Origin of the sequence: Polynucleobacter yangtzensis (assembly GCF_027924165.1) — a bacterium.
GTDB lineage: Bacteria > Pseudomonadota > Gammaproteobacteria > Burkholderiales > Burkholderiaceae > Polynucleobacter > Polynucleobacter yangtzensis.
This window is the reverse complement of record NZ_AP026973.1, coordinates 819761-833572: the sequence shown is the minus strand read 5'-3', so window position 1 is coordinate 833572 and position 13812 is coordinate 819761. Positions and strand designations below refer to the sequence as shown.

Here is a 13812-nt window from a genome sequence, read left to right as displayed (position 1 = left end):
CTTTAGCTTAACCAAGCTGCAAAGCAAGTTGGTACAAATTAGTAGAGCGTGCACCAGAGCGACAGAAAGCGAGAACTGGTCCAGGCAAAGTTTTTAAGAGACGAGCCATTTCTTGTACTTGAGCCGGAGTGAATGCACCTGGCACCACTGGTAAGTAAACGTAATTTAAGCCCAGCTTTTCTGCTTCTGCTTGAATTGCAGCATTCAAAGGTTGGCTTGGGCCACCCTCTCCATCAGGACGGTTATTAATGACGCTCTTATAGCCTTGTTTGGCAATTTCAGCCAAATGGCTTGGGTCGATCTGACCGAGAGTGCCAAACTGAGCGTTATGGCAAGAAATAGGAAGACTCATGAAACCCTCTACATTCAATAAATTATGCAATAGGGTTGATTTTAAATCAGGGCTGACTCAGAGGTTTGGCTTACTCTTATGGGCTGTAAAGAAGCGCTCGCAGATCTCCATGCCAGCCAGCATGGCAACCACGAACACCAGGGCTTTCAGGTGGCCAGCACCCAGAGCAACCAAGGCTGGACCGGGACAAAAGCCAGCGATTCCCCAGCCAGCTCCGAAAATCAAGCTGCCAATAATCAATGGCTTAGTAATATCTCTGCGTGTAGGGATATGCAGCGCCCCTCCAAAGAAAGCTTCAGTTCTTTTGCTCACAACATAGAACCCCGCTAAGCCAACAATCACAGCGCCCATCATGACGAACATTAACGATGGATCCCAGTTGCCAGCTAAATCTAAAAATGCCAAGATCTTCTGTGGATTACTCATGCCGGAGATAATTAAACCCCAACCAAATAGCACACCAATTGCATACTGACCAAAGAGGCTGAAATGTTTTCTCATCTCAAAATCCGATCAAGTGACGAAGCACGTAAACAGTGATAAATCCTGCGCCCATAAAAGAGAGGGTGGCAACTAATGAACGTGGCGATAAACGTGAAAGGCCGCAAATACCATGACCACTAGTACAGCCTGATCCATATTGAGCACCAAAGCCCACAAGAAGACCAGCAATCGCAATCGCGATCCAATCCGCTTCAATTTCCACTACCGGAAATATGCCAAAAAATAACGCTGCCAGAAAAGGTGCGGTTATCAAACCAAGCACCAGAGCAATACGCCATGCTGAATCAGTCAATTTAGGATGTAGCAAGCCAGAAACAATTCCGCTGATACCCAAAATGCGACCATGCAATAAAACATATAAGGCAGCCGCAACCCCCAGAATCATCCCGCCTAATAAGGAAGGAATGGGGGTAAAAGACATCCAATCAATCTGCATCATTTAGCCGTATTTAACAATTAACTGCAAGGGTTAGGAGCAAGGCGTATTTGTAAATAACGTAGGCCTATATAAGCCCCAAAGATAAATCCAGGCAAAGCCAGTATCGAACCAATAGCAAGAGTGGAGATGCCGCTCAAGCCCTGCCCTACTGTACAACCCAAAGCAGTTACACCACCAAAACCCATCAGCGCAGCGCCAACTAAATGATTAGCGGTATCTTCAGTATTGCGGAAGGACTCCCAGCGGAATGATTTAGTTGCAATCGATACCGCAGCAGAACCCAAAATCATTCCTACAACAGCGGCAATACCCACTGTGACTACTTTAGATGTGTCGCTGTACATCATCAACCAATCCAAGGAATAGGCATAAGGTGCAACGAACGAAAGACTTTCCATGCGACCTGAATTCGTCACCAAAAATACTTCTTCTAAAGTATTTGGATCCTCGGCAACATATCCTAGGTTGCCTGATACCCACCATACAGCACAGATTGCCAATCCTACGGCGATGCCTGCAAATAGATTTTCAGCAGTCCAAAAAGCTTTGCTGGCTAAGGCATAAGCAATGAATGCTGCGCCAATGATCAATCCTAGAGCTAGATGAAGTTGGGGGCGAGCAATGCCAAGGGGCGCACTCAAAAGGCTAGGTAAATCCTGTGGAGTATTAAAGGCGATAAAGAATGTATCCAAAGTATTGATGCGTACCACACCCAGGAAACCGCGCATTGTCATATAGGCCGTCAATCCGAGGACCATAAATACCACGACGGACTTTAGGTTACCGCCGCCAATACGGATCAGGGTTTTGCTGCCACACCCTGACGCTAAAACCATACCCAGGCCAAATAAAACGCTTCCAACGATTGTGGAAAGCCATAAAAATTTGTTGCCGGTGTAAAAACTTTTGAGTGGATCAATCAAGCCAACATAGGACATCAGGGTGAAACCAATAATGGCAACTCCAATAGCCAAAAACCATTGCTTTAAACGACCCCAGCTCGACATGATGAAAATGTCAGAAACTGCGCCCATGCTGCAAAACCCAGTTTTCTGCATAACAGCACCCAGAAAAAAGGTGATGGCAAAAGTAGCCCAGAGAACGGACTTGCTTAACGAACTAATATCCACAACATCCATAGCGATCAAATCTTGAAAAAATTAGGGTTTAAATTTGTAAAACTGTTTATTGAGAAAAGCCGTAACATCCGCTTCATCCTCCGGGAACAGATCAAGCCGTAGTTCGGTATTGCATAGACCAACCATCTTTTTCAAGTCAGCCAGCGACTTCACCTTGCTATCAGAGCGGGTGTAAATCATGTCGCCATTACCAAAGCCGGTTTTCTTGGCATGACAGGCGTAGCATTTTTGCTGGTCTATGGTCTTGCCATTAGCCAAATCTGGAGCAGCGAGCGCTGGAGTGCTAATAAGGGCACTGAATGCGATTGCTGAGATAGATCGGAGAAAAGTCATTTTCATTACAAATCAAGGATTTAGCATTAATCTTCTATTTTAAGGCCCAATGGCTGAATTTGGCTTAGTTGCTTGTCTTACTCAGCCTGGATCGACAGATAGACGTTGTAGGCATTCATCCGGTTGGCGGCCCTAAACAGGGGCATCCCCTCGTATTCAGACCAGTCGGCCTGTTTATAGGCATCCTCGAAAGGATCCAGGTTAATTGCGGCTTGAGACATGGATTGACGCAAATATTTGAGGTAATTCCTGGTAAAGGCGATGTCTTCAGCTGGCTTAACCGAGTAATTGCCGTGCCCTGGGATCACAATATTAGGGTTGAGTCTTTCAATCTCATCTAGAGCAATCAGCCATCCTTTGCTATCGGCGTTTCCAACAAATGGAATGCGACCCCTGAATACCAAGTCTCCTGCAAACAGCACCTTTTCAGACGGCACATACACCATCAGATCTTCAGGAGCATGCGCAGGCCCAACTCTACTTACGAAGAAATCCACTCCACCAATCGTTAGCTTTGTTTTTAGACCCACCCATACATCCGCAGAGATTAACTTAGTATTTGCATTAACCCAAGGAGCGAAATCGATTCTTGAAGCAACCAAGCGTTGCTTAGCAGTTTCAGAAGAGAGGTAGTTTCTACCCTCACCTTGCGCATAGATCTTTGCGCCAATTTTTTTAAACTCTTGCAATCCATAAACATGGTCAGCATGGTAATGACTCACGATGAGAGCCACTATCTTTTGTGGTGTAATTTTCTTGACTTCAGCAATGAGCTTTTGTGCAAGAATCGGCGAACCCAAGGCATCTACAACAACCACTCCGCCTGGAGTCACTACAAAGCCAGCGTTAGAAATAAAGTTTTGATTGGCGCTGCTTCCCATTTCAGGGAAGCCTTGTACAAAATAGGTATGAGGCGCTACCTGTATTGGCTTTAGCTGAATCGTATCGCTAGGCTTGCTCTGAGCAAAAGCAGAACCCAAAAAGATAAGGGATCCCATCAGGATCCCTGTAAGACTTTTGAAGCAATTCATACAAGACTGTTTAAGGCTTGATGTAAGCAAAACCATCTTTATATTGCAGATCGGCAACACGAACCACGCCCGATGGTGTGAAATCAGCATCTAAAGTGAACTGATCTTTTTTCAAGTTACGATTCTTGAGGGTAATCTCGCAAACCTCAAACTTCACACCGCGAGACTTCAAAGCGCCAACCAAAGGTGCGTACTCCACATTATTCTTTTTATCTTTCGCCCCCTCCATCATGATGTCGACGCCATTGGCATGAGTCACCACAATAATGGTGGTTTGTGGCGCTACATCCAAATGATTGCGGATATTGCGCAGACCTTTAAGACCTTGTGATTCAGCATCATCAATGTGGTAAACCACTTTGGTGTTGCCAGTCGACTGTGCTGAGGCAAAAGAACTAAAGCCAAAAGCCAAAGTCAATATGGCAAGAATAGAGAGTAATTTTTTCATGCGTACATCCTCAGTAATAAATTAGATTGGGGCCATGCCAGGGTTATTAGAAACGCCCTTAATAATTGGCTCATTGAGCTTGACCGCTTTAACCACTTTGACATCGCGCAGGTGACGTTCCATCACATCCCAGATCGCCTCGCCGCCAGCATTCTTTGCTTCTTCGCTAACCGGTGCCCAGCCTGCCACTTTGTAAGTTTTACTCGCCTCAATAGGTTTACCGTTTAAACGCATATCTGTAATACGCTTGCCAGCTGTTTGTGCGGGATCAATGGTGTATTGCATGCCGCCAACGCGAACCATGTCACCGCCCTGCTGGTAATATGGATCCGGATTAAATAAGTTGTCTGCCACGTCCTCAAGAATGGTCTTGATGGTCTCACCACTCATATTGGTAACCGTAGTGTATGGATAAGTAATCGCCGTTTGATCCATCAGGTTCTCGCGTGTGATTGCTTGACCTGGCAACAGGCTGGTGCCCCAGCGGAAGCCTGGTGAGAATGCAATCTCCGCATTCTTCTGCACCATGAGGCCATCTAAGATAAGTTGATCAAAGCTACCATTGAAGTTGCCACGACGATACAAGAGGCCTTCAGTAGTGGCTAATTTTTCATTTAACTTAGCTTCGAATGGCGCTCTAATTTTGGTTATCAACTTACTCATCGTTGGATCAGCAGGAATCATATTGGAGAAGATTGGTAACAACTTGTATCTAAAGTCGACCGGCTTGCCGCCCTTCACATCAAAATCGAGTACGCCCAGGAACTTGCTATTGGATCCCGCATTAGTAACAAGCGTTACACCACCCGCATTTTTTACCTTAACTGGAATGGGCACACCATCATGAGTATGGCCGCCCAGGATTGCATCTAGACCACGCACGCGCGATGCCATCTTTAGGTCAACGTCCATACCGTTATGCGACAGAAGCACTACTACCTTAGCCCCTTTAGATCTAACCTCATCAATGGTCTTTTGCATATTCTCTTCTTGAATACCAAAGGTCCAGTCTGGGGTGAAGTATCTTGGATTTGCAATCGGGGTGTACGGGAAGGCCTGGCCAATAATGGCAACCTGAATACCGTTCTGAACTTTCATGACGTATGGGTTAAACACCATATCGCCAAAGTCAGACGTCTTAATGTTTTGAGCAATAAATGAGACCTTGCCTTTGAAATCGCCATTCACGATTTCCATCACACGCTTCTCACCTAAAGTCATTTCCCAATGCGGGGTCATGACATCTACGCCCAACGCCAAAGCCGCGTCAACCATATCCTGGCCATTGGTCCAAAGAGACGTACCAGAACCCTGCCAAGTATCACCGCCATCCAATAAGAGCGAGCCAGGGCGATTTGCCTTGATTTGCTTAATCAATGTAGCCATATGGGCGAAGCCACCCATCTTGCCGTAGTTCTGGGCTGCAGCAACGTAATCCAAGTAAGTAAATGCATGGGCATCACGTGTACCTGGTGCAATGCCATTAGCCTTTAGGAAATACTCGCCAACTAAGTGCGGAGTCTTGCCCTCTTGCGCGCCAATACCAAGGTTTACATTGGGTTCACGGAAATAAATGGGCAGTAGTTGCGCATGACAATCCGTAAAATGCAAAAAATGTACATTTCCGAATTTAGGTAAGTCATAAAACTTTTGTGCAGTGCTTTGAGCATTTACGAAATTGGACTGCAAACTCAATCCGCCCGCTGATGCAATAGCTAAAGCCTGCAGAAAGTCGCGACGATTTAGTGACATATAAGTATTCCCTTAAGAAAACAGGCCTGTCGGCCTGTTCTTTGATTCGTTATTGATTAACTGGAGAAGCAGGATCAAGCAGTAAAGCCATAACATCCTGAATCTGCTGCTCATTTAAGAGCTTGAAGTGTGCAAATCGCGGCATATTGCTACAGGCGTTATACGCCTTGGAATTATTAATACGATTCCAGGTGTAAGTAACCACCTCTTGCGAATAACCACGTAGCTTTCCGTAACCAGTCAATGATGGTCCGATGTTTCCATAAGAAATTTCTTTAGGGTCGATCTGATGACAGTTGTAGCAACCACCGCCCACTACAGTGTCAGCCTTGTCAGTCCAGGTTGCACCGCGACCACTTTGAGCAATTGCCTCGCCCTTCTTCCAGTCGCCAATATATTTGCCATCAGATGGCTGCTTGATTGAAGCCATATTGATTTTCTGAATCTTGTCGCGCATCTTTTCACCCTGCTTGCTATTAGCGAACACAGGGTCTGAACAGAACTTTTGCGTTTCGTCTTGCTGAATACGATCTAATCCCGCAATGCCCTCTGCCCTGAAGCTATCAGTCATCATCTTATTAAACCTTGGATCATTCTTTTGCTGTGCTACAGCTACGTTTTGTAACAAGCTTGAAGCAACAATAAATCCAGCAATAGTCAAGAGCTTTTTGATATTTGTATTTTTCATGATCTATGTCTCTTATCTCTTAACGCTTTAATCCAGGAGTTTCAACTGTTCCGCCGTTGGCAGTCTTTGCCATATACATAGACAAAGCAATCGTTACATCTGAACCATAAATTGGGAATGGGAAACGCTGCTGACGATAGCAATCGTTCAAGCGCTGCTGCATCGTCCAGAACTGACCGCTTGAAACGCGATATGCTGGCCAGTAACCCCAACCCATAGCGGCGCCTTTTTGCTCCGTTAAATTAGGCAAATCTTGCAAACGAATACGTTTACCGTTTTCAGCATGACAAGATGCGCATGAGAAGTCCATTGGGCCACCCTGAAAGAAGAATGCGCGCTTACCGAGCTCATACATTTCTTTTTCTTTAGGATGATTGGTGCTCACCTTAATTTTGTCGCCTTTAGATGCAGTGACTACGTAAGCAACGATCGCCTCCATATCCTTCTTAGGACCTTTTTGGAATGGAGCATCAATCATTTCTTGCGGATCACGACCTTGGAGGACTTGCATACAAGTCATCAATCGTGATTCGAGGTCTTGCACCTTGTTGGTATCTTTAAAGTAGCGCGGCAACTGCGCTGCTGCGCCCTTCACAACACCTGCGCCTAGACCTAAATCGCACTTCTCAAGAGTAGCGTTTTTAGGACCTGCTGGTTTTTTCCATAGATCTTCACCGGCTGCTTCATAGAGCTCTGAAGGGTTGCCATCAGCGATCATCTCGCGATATTTAGCGATATCGTCTGTTGCACTTTTTTGCGCAGAGACTGACGATGACACTGCTAATAAGGTGGCCATCAATCCTGAGGCCAACCCTAAAGTTAATTTACGCTGCATTTGCAACCCTTTCAAAACTCAGGTGATAGTAAAAATCTATGGAGACGAGCAATTAAGAAGCGGTTGCTTCGTCGGTGCGCTTGTCACCCTTGCTATCTACCCAACTCACAACAATCTTGTCGCCCTTAGCGCCCTTGTATTTGAAGTTCAAGAATGGATCCTTAGAAACCGCTGGACCAAATTGACCATTCAATACATCTTTGCCATTTGCTTTGACATTGATTGTGCTGATGAACCAAGCTGGAATTGTCTTGCCAGAAGCGTCTTTACGCTGACCAGATTCCATGTCGTGTTTCATCAAAATTTTTACATCCACAATTCCACCGTTCTCAGCAGCTCTAACGCGCATTGGATCAGCCATGTTTTCCTCTTGTAATCTAGTAATTAATTAATGGTATTCAGATATGTTGGGGGATTAACCGCCGCAACCACCCAAAGTAACTTTCACTTCCTTAACGGCCATGCTCCATTTGCCATCGGCTTTTACCAAAGCGTATACATTGGAGGTCTGACCCATCTTGATACGTGTAGTAACAAATGGCTCAGTGCCAGCAGGAATGAAGAATTGAGCAGCTAAGGCGCTTGGGTTTTTCTCAACCAAGATTGCCATTTGTTCTGCTTTAAGGGTAGTTACAATGCCGACCGGCACAACTGCACCATTTTCTGCGATGTCAGGGGCATTCAAAGTGACTGCACCAGACTTATCTGGGCTACCTGCTCCCAAGATTTTGAATACATCATCGAGACTCTTGCCTTCAAAAGCGGCTTTATTCCACTCTTGAGCTTGGGCTACGCTAATAAGACCCGCAGAAGCCATCAAGCCGAAAACGGCTGAATATTTCAATAAACTGCGTCGCTGCTGATTCATAAAAACTCCTTTATTAATCTCTTACTGTGAATATATTATCTGCTTTCTGATAAACCATACTGGTTATTACCTAAGCAGCCCTTATTTGCCCCCTGAAAGCACCCATTCAACTAGTGCTTTACGATCTGCATCTGACAATTGCGCTTGTGGTGGCATCGGAATTGAACCCCAAACTCCAGCTCCACCATTCTTAACCTTGGCCATCAATTTATCTACAGCGCCACTTTGATCTTTATATTTAGCCGAAATATCTGATATGGATGGTCCGACCAACTTGGCATTTGGTGCATGGCAGGCAGAGCAATTCTCATTCTTAAATAACGCTGCAGCACCCTTAGGGGCATTGGCATGAGTATCTTTAGCATGCGCTAGACCCTCTCCCGCTGCGCCAGGGAGTTTTGCAACAGGCGGCTTGGTAGTATCGGCACCACGATACGGGCCATACATACGATTTTGATCTGCGATATTGCCATGAGCATCACGCGCAAAATCAGGCAAGGTAGAGCCGATTTGAACAAATGCTACGCAATTATTCATACAAGCAGAACCATTGACATCAGGTTTGTCTTTCACGTTCCAGAAGCCATGCTTTCTAGTCATGCCGTTACGGTTAGGCATTTTGGCTTGTACTTCAGCAATATTAGTATTGCTGAGAACGAAATCATCTGGAACGACTTCACCAATACTCAAGATGAAAGCAACTAAAGCATACGTCTCATCTGGAGTTAAGGATCTTGGTGCATTCCACGGCATTGCGCGATAGATGTAATCCCATAAAGTAGAAACAGTAGAAACCTTCATTAAAGTGGTTCGCTGTGGCTGCTTCATATCAGCAAGAGAAGCCACTCTTCCAGTCTTAACATCATCCTTAGTGGTACCGCCAGTAATCGGCGTAAAGATCTCATTTGATTCACCGAAAATACCGTGGCAACTAGCGCACTTGGCCTCCCAAATGGTCTGACCTTGTTCAACTGAACCAGATCCTTTTGGCAATCCTTTGAAATCAGGGCGCACATCAATATCCCAAGCAGCTACTTCAGCTGGAGTGGCATTACGGCCGACTCCAGGAAACTTAGCGGACCCCTGCGTTCCTTGCGCATAGGCAAGATTAGCGACCAATAACGCTGCGGACAACAGCCCTAAACGAGCAATCGATTTACCCAACTTGTACATTGCTCACCTCGCCGTTTGAATCTAATTTCCAAGACTGAATTGCATTGTTGTGATAAATCGAACGTGTACCACGAACATTACGCAAAGTTTTAATTGAAGGCTGGATGTAACCTGTGTCATCAACCGCTCTAGATTGCAATATTGCAGGCGACCCATCCCAAACCCAATCAATATTGAAGCGTGTAATTGACTTGGTGAGCACAGGAGTCTCGAGACGTGCTTGACGCCAATTATTACCGCCGTCAAATGAAACATCTACACGCCTAATCTTGCCGCGACCAGACCAAGCCATACCACTTACGTTATAAAAACCTTTATCAAGCAATTGCTGACCACCAGACGGTGTAGTAATGACAGATTTACATTCTTGAATAGATGCGTATTGGCGATGCATGCCATCAGGCATAAGCTCAATATAGTGAACCGCCTCATCTTTTGCATTCCAGGGCATATCACCCACTTCAAGACGGCGCAGCCATTTAACCCAACTAACACCCTGGACACCAGGCACTACCAAGCGCAATGGGAAACCGTTTTCTGGACGGAGCATCTCGCCATTCATACTCCAGGCTACGATAGTGTCATCTAGGCAGCTTTCCAGATTAATGGTGCGAGTCATGCCAGAGCCATCACCACCTTCAGCAAGCAAGAACTTGCCTTTTTTCAAATCGGCGCCGCACTCTTCAAGCAATACCTTGAGCGGCACGCCTGTGAATTCGCAGCAGGACAACATGCCGTGTGTGTATTGCACTGTCGGGACAGCAACGTTGCCCCACTCCAGACCAGTATTTGCTCCGCACTCAATAAAGTGAGTACGAGAAACAGAAGGCAAACGCATCAAGTCGTTCATAGTGAAGACGCGAGCATTTTTCACCATACCGTTCACCATCAATCGATGGGTCTCAGGATTTAAGTTGTACCAACCTTGGTGATGGCGCTCAAAGTGCAAACCGTTTGGCGTAATTGTTCCGAACAAGCCCTGCAAAGGTGTAAAGGCAACCGATGCTGCTGATACACGCGTTAAGCCAGGTGACTCACGACGAATTAAATTTGCCTCATAAATAGAGGGCACGCCATAAGGCATGGTGGCAACGTTCTTACCAAGTGTTGTTTGCCATTCTTGCTTTTCTAAAATTGCTGGGTCGCCCTCGCCTGCAGCAAATGCCAGTGGTGCAGCCAAGCCTGCTGCCGCTCCGCCAACTGCAGACATGAAGCCTTTGCGCAAGAAGCCACGGCGCGTTTCATCAAGGCCATTGGCGTTGATGTCGGCAATTAACTCTTGAGAGATAAAGTGCTCTGGCGCTTTAACTAAGCGGGCTCTATTTGCCGGCTTTTCAACTGCCGAGATATCCTCGACATTTAATTCAATTTGCTTCTTAGTCATTTGACCTCTACTTGAAAAGTGATTTACTGCAAAACTTAATGAATACCTTCAGCAATCTTTGCGCAGACTGACTGACACATTTCTACAGTTGCATTGTCTGCAATTGAGTAATAAACCGTTACACCCTCTTTACGTCTGAGCAATATTCCCGCTTTATGCAAGGCTAAAAGATGTCTTGAAACATTCGCCTGACTTGAGCCACACATTTCAACAACCTCAGTTACAGACTTTTCTCCGCTGCAGACTGAATACATAATGCGAAGGCGCGCTGGTTCAGACAGCACATTGAAATAGGCGGCGACTTGAGAGAACACTTTCTCCATCTGTTTCGGAGATAAGTTTTTTGTTGCTTTTTGAACCCTAGATTTCACCTAAATCATCGCCTTGTAATATATATGCATGTATACGCATATATTGGACTCCTGAAGCGGTTAAATCGGTATAGTGAGTTACCCTATATTGCTTAGCAATACAATCAAAACGATGGATATAGACGCAATCCTTCTTTCGCTAAAGCTGGCACTTTGGACTTTGGCTCTCATTATCCCTTTTGGGGTTTGGGTGGCACATAGCCTGCTTAGCCTCAACAGAAGCAAGCCCTGGGTAGAGGCAGCCTTAGCTCTGCCACTCGTTTTGCCTCCAACCGTCTTAGGCTATTACCTACTGGTTGGCCTGGGCGGGAAGAGCTTTTTGGGCTTTCCATTGGTTTTTTCCTTTACCGGCATCTTGATTGCCTCCCTCATAGTTAACCTGCCTTTTGCCATACAGCCGATTCAGCGCGCTTTTGAAGCCATTAATCCCGAAATTCGCGAAGCCGCCCAAGTAAGCGGCTTATCCAATTGGCAAATCTTTCGTTTAATTGAGCTTCCGCTAGCCTGGAGAGGCATTACCAGCGCAGCCGTACTGACTTTTGCTCATACTCTTGGGGAATTTGGGGTCGTCCTCATGGTCGGGGGCGCTATCCCAGGGGAAACCAAAACGGTATCCATTGCCATATACGACAAAGTACAGAGCTTTGATACTGCCGGCGCTGGGGCGCTTGCATTGCTTCTTCTGGGAATTTCACTGATTGCGATTGCGCTCTCTTATGGCGTCTTTGGAAGAAGCGCCACCCAACAGGGTAAAGGGAGAGGCTAATGCTCAAACTCAAAATTAACCAAACTCTCCCCAATCCATTGCAAATCAACTTGGAGTGCGCTCCTGGTCAATTGCATGCTCTTGTAGGGCCGTCTGGTAGCGGCAAGACCAGCACCCTTAGAACTATCGCCGGACTGAGTCAAGCCAAGTTCGGGAAAATTGAGTGTGATGGAGAAACCTGGTTTGAAGCGAGCGAACTTTCGGGGGTAATTAAAAACCTAGCCCCAGCACAACGCTCTTGCGGCTTCTTATTTCAACAGTACGCCCTCTTTCCACATCTTTCCGCCGTTGAAAACGTCATCATCCCACTGCAAAATTCCACTTATGAGGTAAGTGAGCGCAAAGAAATTGCTCAAGATTGGTTAAATCGTATGGGAATTGCAGAGCTTGCTCATCGTTTACCCAACCAACTTTCTGGCGGACAGCAGCAGCGCGTTGCGCTTGCCAGAGCTCTAGCTCGGCAGCCAAAGATTTTGTTACTAGATGAGCCCTTCTCCGCAGTAGATGCACCAACCCGTCAGAGTCTTTACAAAACCCTCGCAGATTTACGCAAGGACTTGAACATTCCAATTCTGTTGGTTACGCATGACCTGCGTGAGGCCGATCTACTTGCTGACCGCATTACCGTAATTGATAACGGCATTAGCCTGCAAACGGCTCCACCACAAGTGTTATTTCAAAAACCCCGCAATTCACGCGTTGCTGAGTTAGTAGGCATCAGCAATATGTTTCATGGAATATTTAATGCAGGAAATCTCACTTGGGATGGCTGTGAAAAAACTTTTACTGTGGCTGACAAAGGAAAGATTCCTTCAAACGCGCAAGTTGCTTGGGTGATTCCACAGGATGGATTAAGAATCAATAACACTCCGACCTCATCCAGCATTCCAGCTACCACCGCAGAAATTAGCAGCCTAGGACAAATTGCTGTTGTGCAGTTACAGATTCAGAATAGCTCACACAAAATCGAGTGGGTAGCATCAGCATCTGAAGTTAAAAGACTGGGAATGGAAGTTGGCAGTCAAATGCATATTGAATTTGATGGCGATCAAATTCATATCATGCCCTTGCGCCCAATTAATGATCCAAGACGATTTGTAGATCACTAAGAGTCAAGTAGAAGGGGTGTTTAAGTCTAAGCACCCCTTCTAGATTTTGCCTTATGTAGCAAGACTTATTTGCAGCAACCACCGCTGCCACATGAGGAATCAGTACCGCAAGTATTAATTCCTAATAATGGATAGGCTGGGCAGAATCTAAATAGACCTGTTGCAAGCGGTACTACACCAATCCAGCCCCAGACACCAACAGTGCCAGTTGCAGCCAGACCAATTAATACCAAGCCCACTACCATGCGTAACATACGATCAATACCGCCAACATTGCATTTCATATTAAAGCTCCTTTTAAATTATTTACTACAGTAATTTTGATAAAGCACATTCATCACTTCTAAGGCAACATGATTGGAATGCGAGTAATAAATTTGCTTGCCCTCTCTTCTGGTTTTCACCAACGCTTCATTCCTTAAAACAGTTAACTGCTGAGATAAGGTTGGCTGTTGAATATCAAGGCATGCCTCCAGCTCACCTACGCACTTCTCCCCTTGACTAATTTGACACAACAACAACATCCGATCTCGATTAGAAAGAACCTTCATTAAGCGACAAGCATCGTCTGCTGATGACTGCATCTTTTGTAGATTGATGTTGGCGGCAACAAGAGACAT

The 13812-nt window shown here is 45.8% G+C and carries 19 protein-coding genes; 2 read left to right on the top strand and 17 right to left on the bottom strand.

Translation table 11 applies throughout. The annotated features are described in order from the left end of the window. Window positions 1–7: 7 nt before the first annotated feature. The 15 genes from QMF28_RS04375 to QMF28_RS04305 form a co-directional block, all read right to left on the bottom strand. Window positions 8–352 (bottom strand): protein tyrosine phosphatase family protein, encoded by a 345-nt coding sequence (locus QMF28_RS04375; protein WP_216214643.1) that lies wholly within the window; start codon window positions 350–352, stop codon window positions 8–10. Between the two features lie 57 nt (window positions 353–409). Further along, entirely contained in the window at window positions 410–853 is a 444-nt protein-coding gene (locus QMF28_RS04370; protein ID WP_281743437.1) for a YeeE/YedE family protein, read from the bottom strand. Between the two features lies 1 nt (window position 854). After that, window positions 855–1292, bottom strand: coding sequence for a YeeE/YedE family protein (locus tag QMF28_RS04365; RefSeq protein WP_281743622.1), 438 nt, complete (start codon window positions 1290–1292; stop codon window positions 855–857). A gap of 20 nt (window positions 1293–1312) precedes the next feature. Beyond that, complete coding sequence (locus QMF28_RS04360; RefSeq protein WP_281743436.1) at window positions 1313–2434, bottom strand: YeeE/YedE family protein; 1122 nt, start codon at window positions 2432–2434, stop codon at window positions 1313–1315. A 21-nt stretch (window positions 2435–2455) separates the two neighbouring features. Next, window positions 2456–2767, bottom strand: coding sequence for a hypothetical protein (locus tag QMF28_RS04355; RefSeq protein WP_216214634.1), 312 nt, complete (start codon window positions 2765–2767; stop codon window positions 2456–2458). A 77-nt stretch (window positions 2768–2844) separates the two neighbouring features. Continuing rightward, a complete protein-coding gene (locus QMF28_RS04350) occupies window positions 2845–3765 on the bottom strand; it encodes an MBL fold metallo-hydrolase (protein ID WP_281743434.1) in 921 nt (306 codons plus the stop codon). Window positions 3766–3808: 43 nt separating this feature from the next. After that, on the bottom strand, window positions 3809–4246 hold the full coding sequence (locus tag QMF28_RS04345; protein WP_281743433.1) for a DsrE family protein: 438 nt from the start codon (window positions 4244–4246) through the stop codon (window positions 3809–3811). 21 nt (window positions 4247–4267) lie between these two features. Then, the gene (soxB, locus tag QMF28_RS04340; protein WP_281743432.1) at window positions 4268–5998 is read right to left on the bottom strand and encodes a thiosulfohydrolase SoxB; all 1731 of its coding nucleotides are present in this window, start codon (window positions 5996–5998) and stop codon (window positions 4268–4270) included. A 49-nt stretch (window positions 5999–6047) separates the two neighbouring features. Continuing rightward, window positions 6048–6686: a sulfur oxidation c-type cytochrome SoxX gene (gene soxX / locus QMF28_RS04335; protein WP_281743430.1), complete on the bottom strand. Its 639-nt coding sequence runs from the start codon at window positions 6684–6686 to the stop codon at window positions 6048–6050. A 19-nt stretch (window positions 6687–6705) separates the two neighbouring features. Beyond that, complete coding sequence (gene soxA, locus QMF28_RS04330; protein WP_281743428.1) at window positions 6706–7521, bottom strand: sulfur oxidation c-type cytochrome SoxA; 816 nt, start codon at window positions 7519–7521, stop codon at window positions 6706–6708. 52 nt (window positions 7522–7573) lie between these two features. Beyond that, a complete protein-coding gene (gene soxZ / locus QMF28_RS04325) occupies window positions 7574–7882 on the bottom strand; it encodes a thiosulfate oxidation carrier complex protein SoxZ (RefSeq protein ID WP_068321433.1) in 309 nt (102 codons plus the stop codon). A gap of 54 nt (window positions 7883–7936) precedes the next feature. Continuing rightward, window positions 7937–8389 (bottom strand): thiosulfate oxidation carrier protein SoxY, encoded by a 453-nt coding sequence (gene soxY, locus QMF28_RS04320; RefSeq protein WP_216239504.1) that lies wholly within the window; start codon window positions 8387–8389, stop codon window positions 7937–7939. An 81-nt stretch (window positions 8390–8470) separates the two neighbouring features. Next, window positions 8471–9562, bottom strand: a complete 1092-nt coding sequence (locus QMF28_RS04315) for a c-type cytochrome (RefSeq protein WP_281743426.1) — start codon at window positions 9560–9562, stop codon at window positions 8471–8473. Continuing rightward, a complete protein-coding gene (soxC, locus tag QMF28_RS04310; protein WP_281743424.1) occupies window positions 9546–10946 on the bottom strand; it encodes a sulfite dehydrogenase in 1401 nt (466 codons plus the stop codon). The genes QMF28_RS04315 and soxC overlap by 17 nt, the downstream gene beginning before the upstream one ends. A gap of 35 nt (window positions 10947–10981) precedes the next feature. Then, the gene (locus QMF28_RS04305; RefSeq protein ID WP_281743423.1) at window positions 10982–11317 is read right to left on the bottom strand and encodes an ArsR/SmtB family transcription factor; all 336 of its coding nucleotides are present in this window, start codon (window positions 11315–11317) and stop codon (window positions 10982–10984) included. 112 nt (window positions 11318–11429) lie between these two features. Between QMF28_RS04305 and modB the strand changes: the two genes are divergently transcribed. Together modB and QMF28_RS04295 are read left to right on the top strand one after the other, a co-directional pair. Continuing rightward, window positions 11430–12083, top strand: a complete 654-nt coding sequence (gene modB, locus QMF28_RS04300) for a molybdate ABC transporter permease subunit (RefSeq protein WP_281743422.1) — start codon at window positions 11430–11432, stop codon at window positions 12081–12083. Continuing rightward, window positions 12083–13192, top strand: a complete 1110-nt coding sequence (locus QMF28_RS04295) for an ABC transporter ATP-binding protein (protein ID WP_281743421.1) — start codon at window positions 12083–12085, stop codon at window positions 13190–13192. Before modB ends, QMF28_RS04295 begins: the two co-directional genes overlap by 1 nt. A gap of 65 nt (window positions 13193–13257) precedes the next feature. Here the strand turns inward: QMF28_RS04295 and QMF28_RS04290 are convergent, their stop codons facing one another. Together QMF28_RS04290 and QMF28_RS04285 are read right to left on the bottom strand one after the other, a co-directional pair. Continuing rightward, the gene (locus QMF28_RS04290) at window positions 13258–13476 is read right to left on the bottom strand and encodes a YgaP family membrane protein (protein WP_281743420.1); all 219 of its coding nucleotides are present in this window, start codon (window positions 13474–13476) and stop codon (window positions 13258–13260) included. A gap of 18 nt (window positions 13477–13494) precedes the next feature. Further along, window positions 13495–13812, bottom strand: coding sequence for an ArsR/SmtB family transcription factor (locus tag QMF28_RS04285; protein WP_281743419.1), 318 nt, complete (start codon window positions 13810–13812; stop codon window positions 13495–13497).

Coding starts and splice junctions, on each gene's coding strand:
- QMF28_RS04375 (WP_216214643.1), bottom strand. CDS start 352: ATGAGTCTTCCTATTTCTTGCCATAACGCTCAGTTTGGCACTCTCGGT.
- QMF28_RS04370 (WP_281743437.1), bottom strand. CDS start 853: ATGAGAAAACATTTCAGCCTCTTTGGTCAGTATGCAATTGGTGTGCTA.
- QMF28_RS04365 (WP_281743622.1), bottom strand. CDS start 1,292: ATGCAGATTGATTGGATGTCTTTTACCCCCATTCCTTCCTTATTAGGC.
- QMF28_RS04360 (WP_281743436.1), bottom strand. CDS start 2,434: ATGGATGTTGTGGATATTAGTTCGTTAAGCAAGTCCGTTCTCTGGGCT.
- QMF28_RS04355 (WP_216214634.1), bottom strand. CDS start 2,767: ATGACTTTTCTCCGATCTATCTCAGCAATCGCATTCAGTGCCCTTATT.
- QMF28_RS04350 (WP_281743434.1), bottom strand. CDS start 3,765: ATGGGATCCCTTATCTTTTTGGGTTCTGCTTTTGCTCAGAGCAAGCCT.
- QMF28_RS04345 (WP_281743433.1), bottom strand. CDS start 4,246: ATGAAAAAATTACTCTCTATTCTTGCCATATTGACTTTGGCTTTTGGC.
- soxB (WP_281743432.1), bottom strand. CDS start 5,998: ATGTCACTAAATCGTCGCGACTTTCTGCAGGCTTTAGCTATTGCATCA.
- soxX (WP_281743430.1), bottom strand. CDS start 6,686: ATGAAAAATACAAATATCAAAAAGCTCTTGACTATTGCTGGATTTATT.
- soxA (WP_281743428.1), bottom strand. CDS start 7,521: ATGCAGCGTAAATTAACTTTAGGGTTGGCCTCAGGATTGATGGCCACC.
- soxZ (WP_068321433.1), bottom strand. CDS start 7,882: ATGGCTGATCCAATGCGCGTTAGAGCTGCTGAGAACGGTGGAATTGTG.
- soxY (WP_216239504.1), bottom strand. CDS start 8,389: ATGAATCAGCAGCGACGCAGTTTATTGAAATATTCAGCCGTTTTCGGC.
- QMF28_RS04315 (WP_281743426.1), bottom strand. CDS start 9,562: ATGTACAAGTTGGGTAAATCGATTGCTCGTTTAGGGCTGTTGTCCGCA.
- soxC (WP_281743424.1), bottom strand. CDS start 10,946: ATGACTAAGAAGCAAATTGAATTAAATGTCGAGGATATCTCGGCAGTT.
- modB (WP_281743422.1), top strand. CDS start 11,430: ATGGATATAGACGCAATCCTTCTTTCGCTAAAGCTGGCACTTTGGACT.
- QMF28_RS04295 (WP_281743421.1), top strand. CDS start 12,083: ATGCTCAAACTCAAAATTAACCAAACTCTCCCCAATCCATTGCAAATC.
- QMF28_RS04290 (WP_281743420.1), bottom strand. CDS start 13,476: ATGAAATGCAATGTTGGCGGTATTGATCGTATGTTACGCATGGTAGTG.
- QMF28_RS04285 (WP_281743419.1), bottom strand. CDS start 13,812: ATGTCTCTTGTTGCCGCCAACATCAATCTACAAAAGATGCAGTCATCA.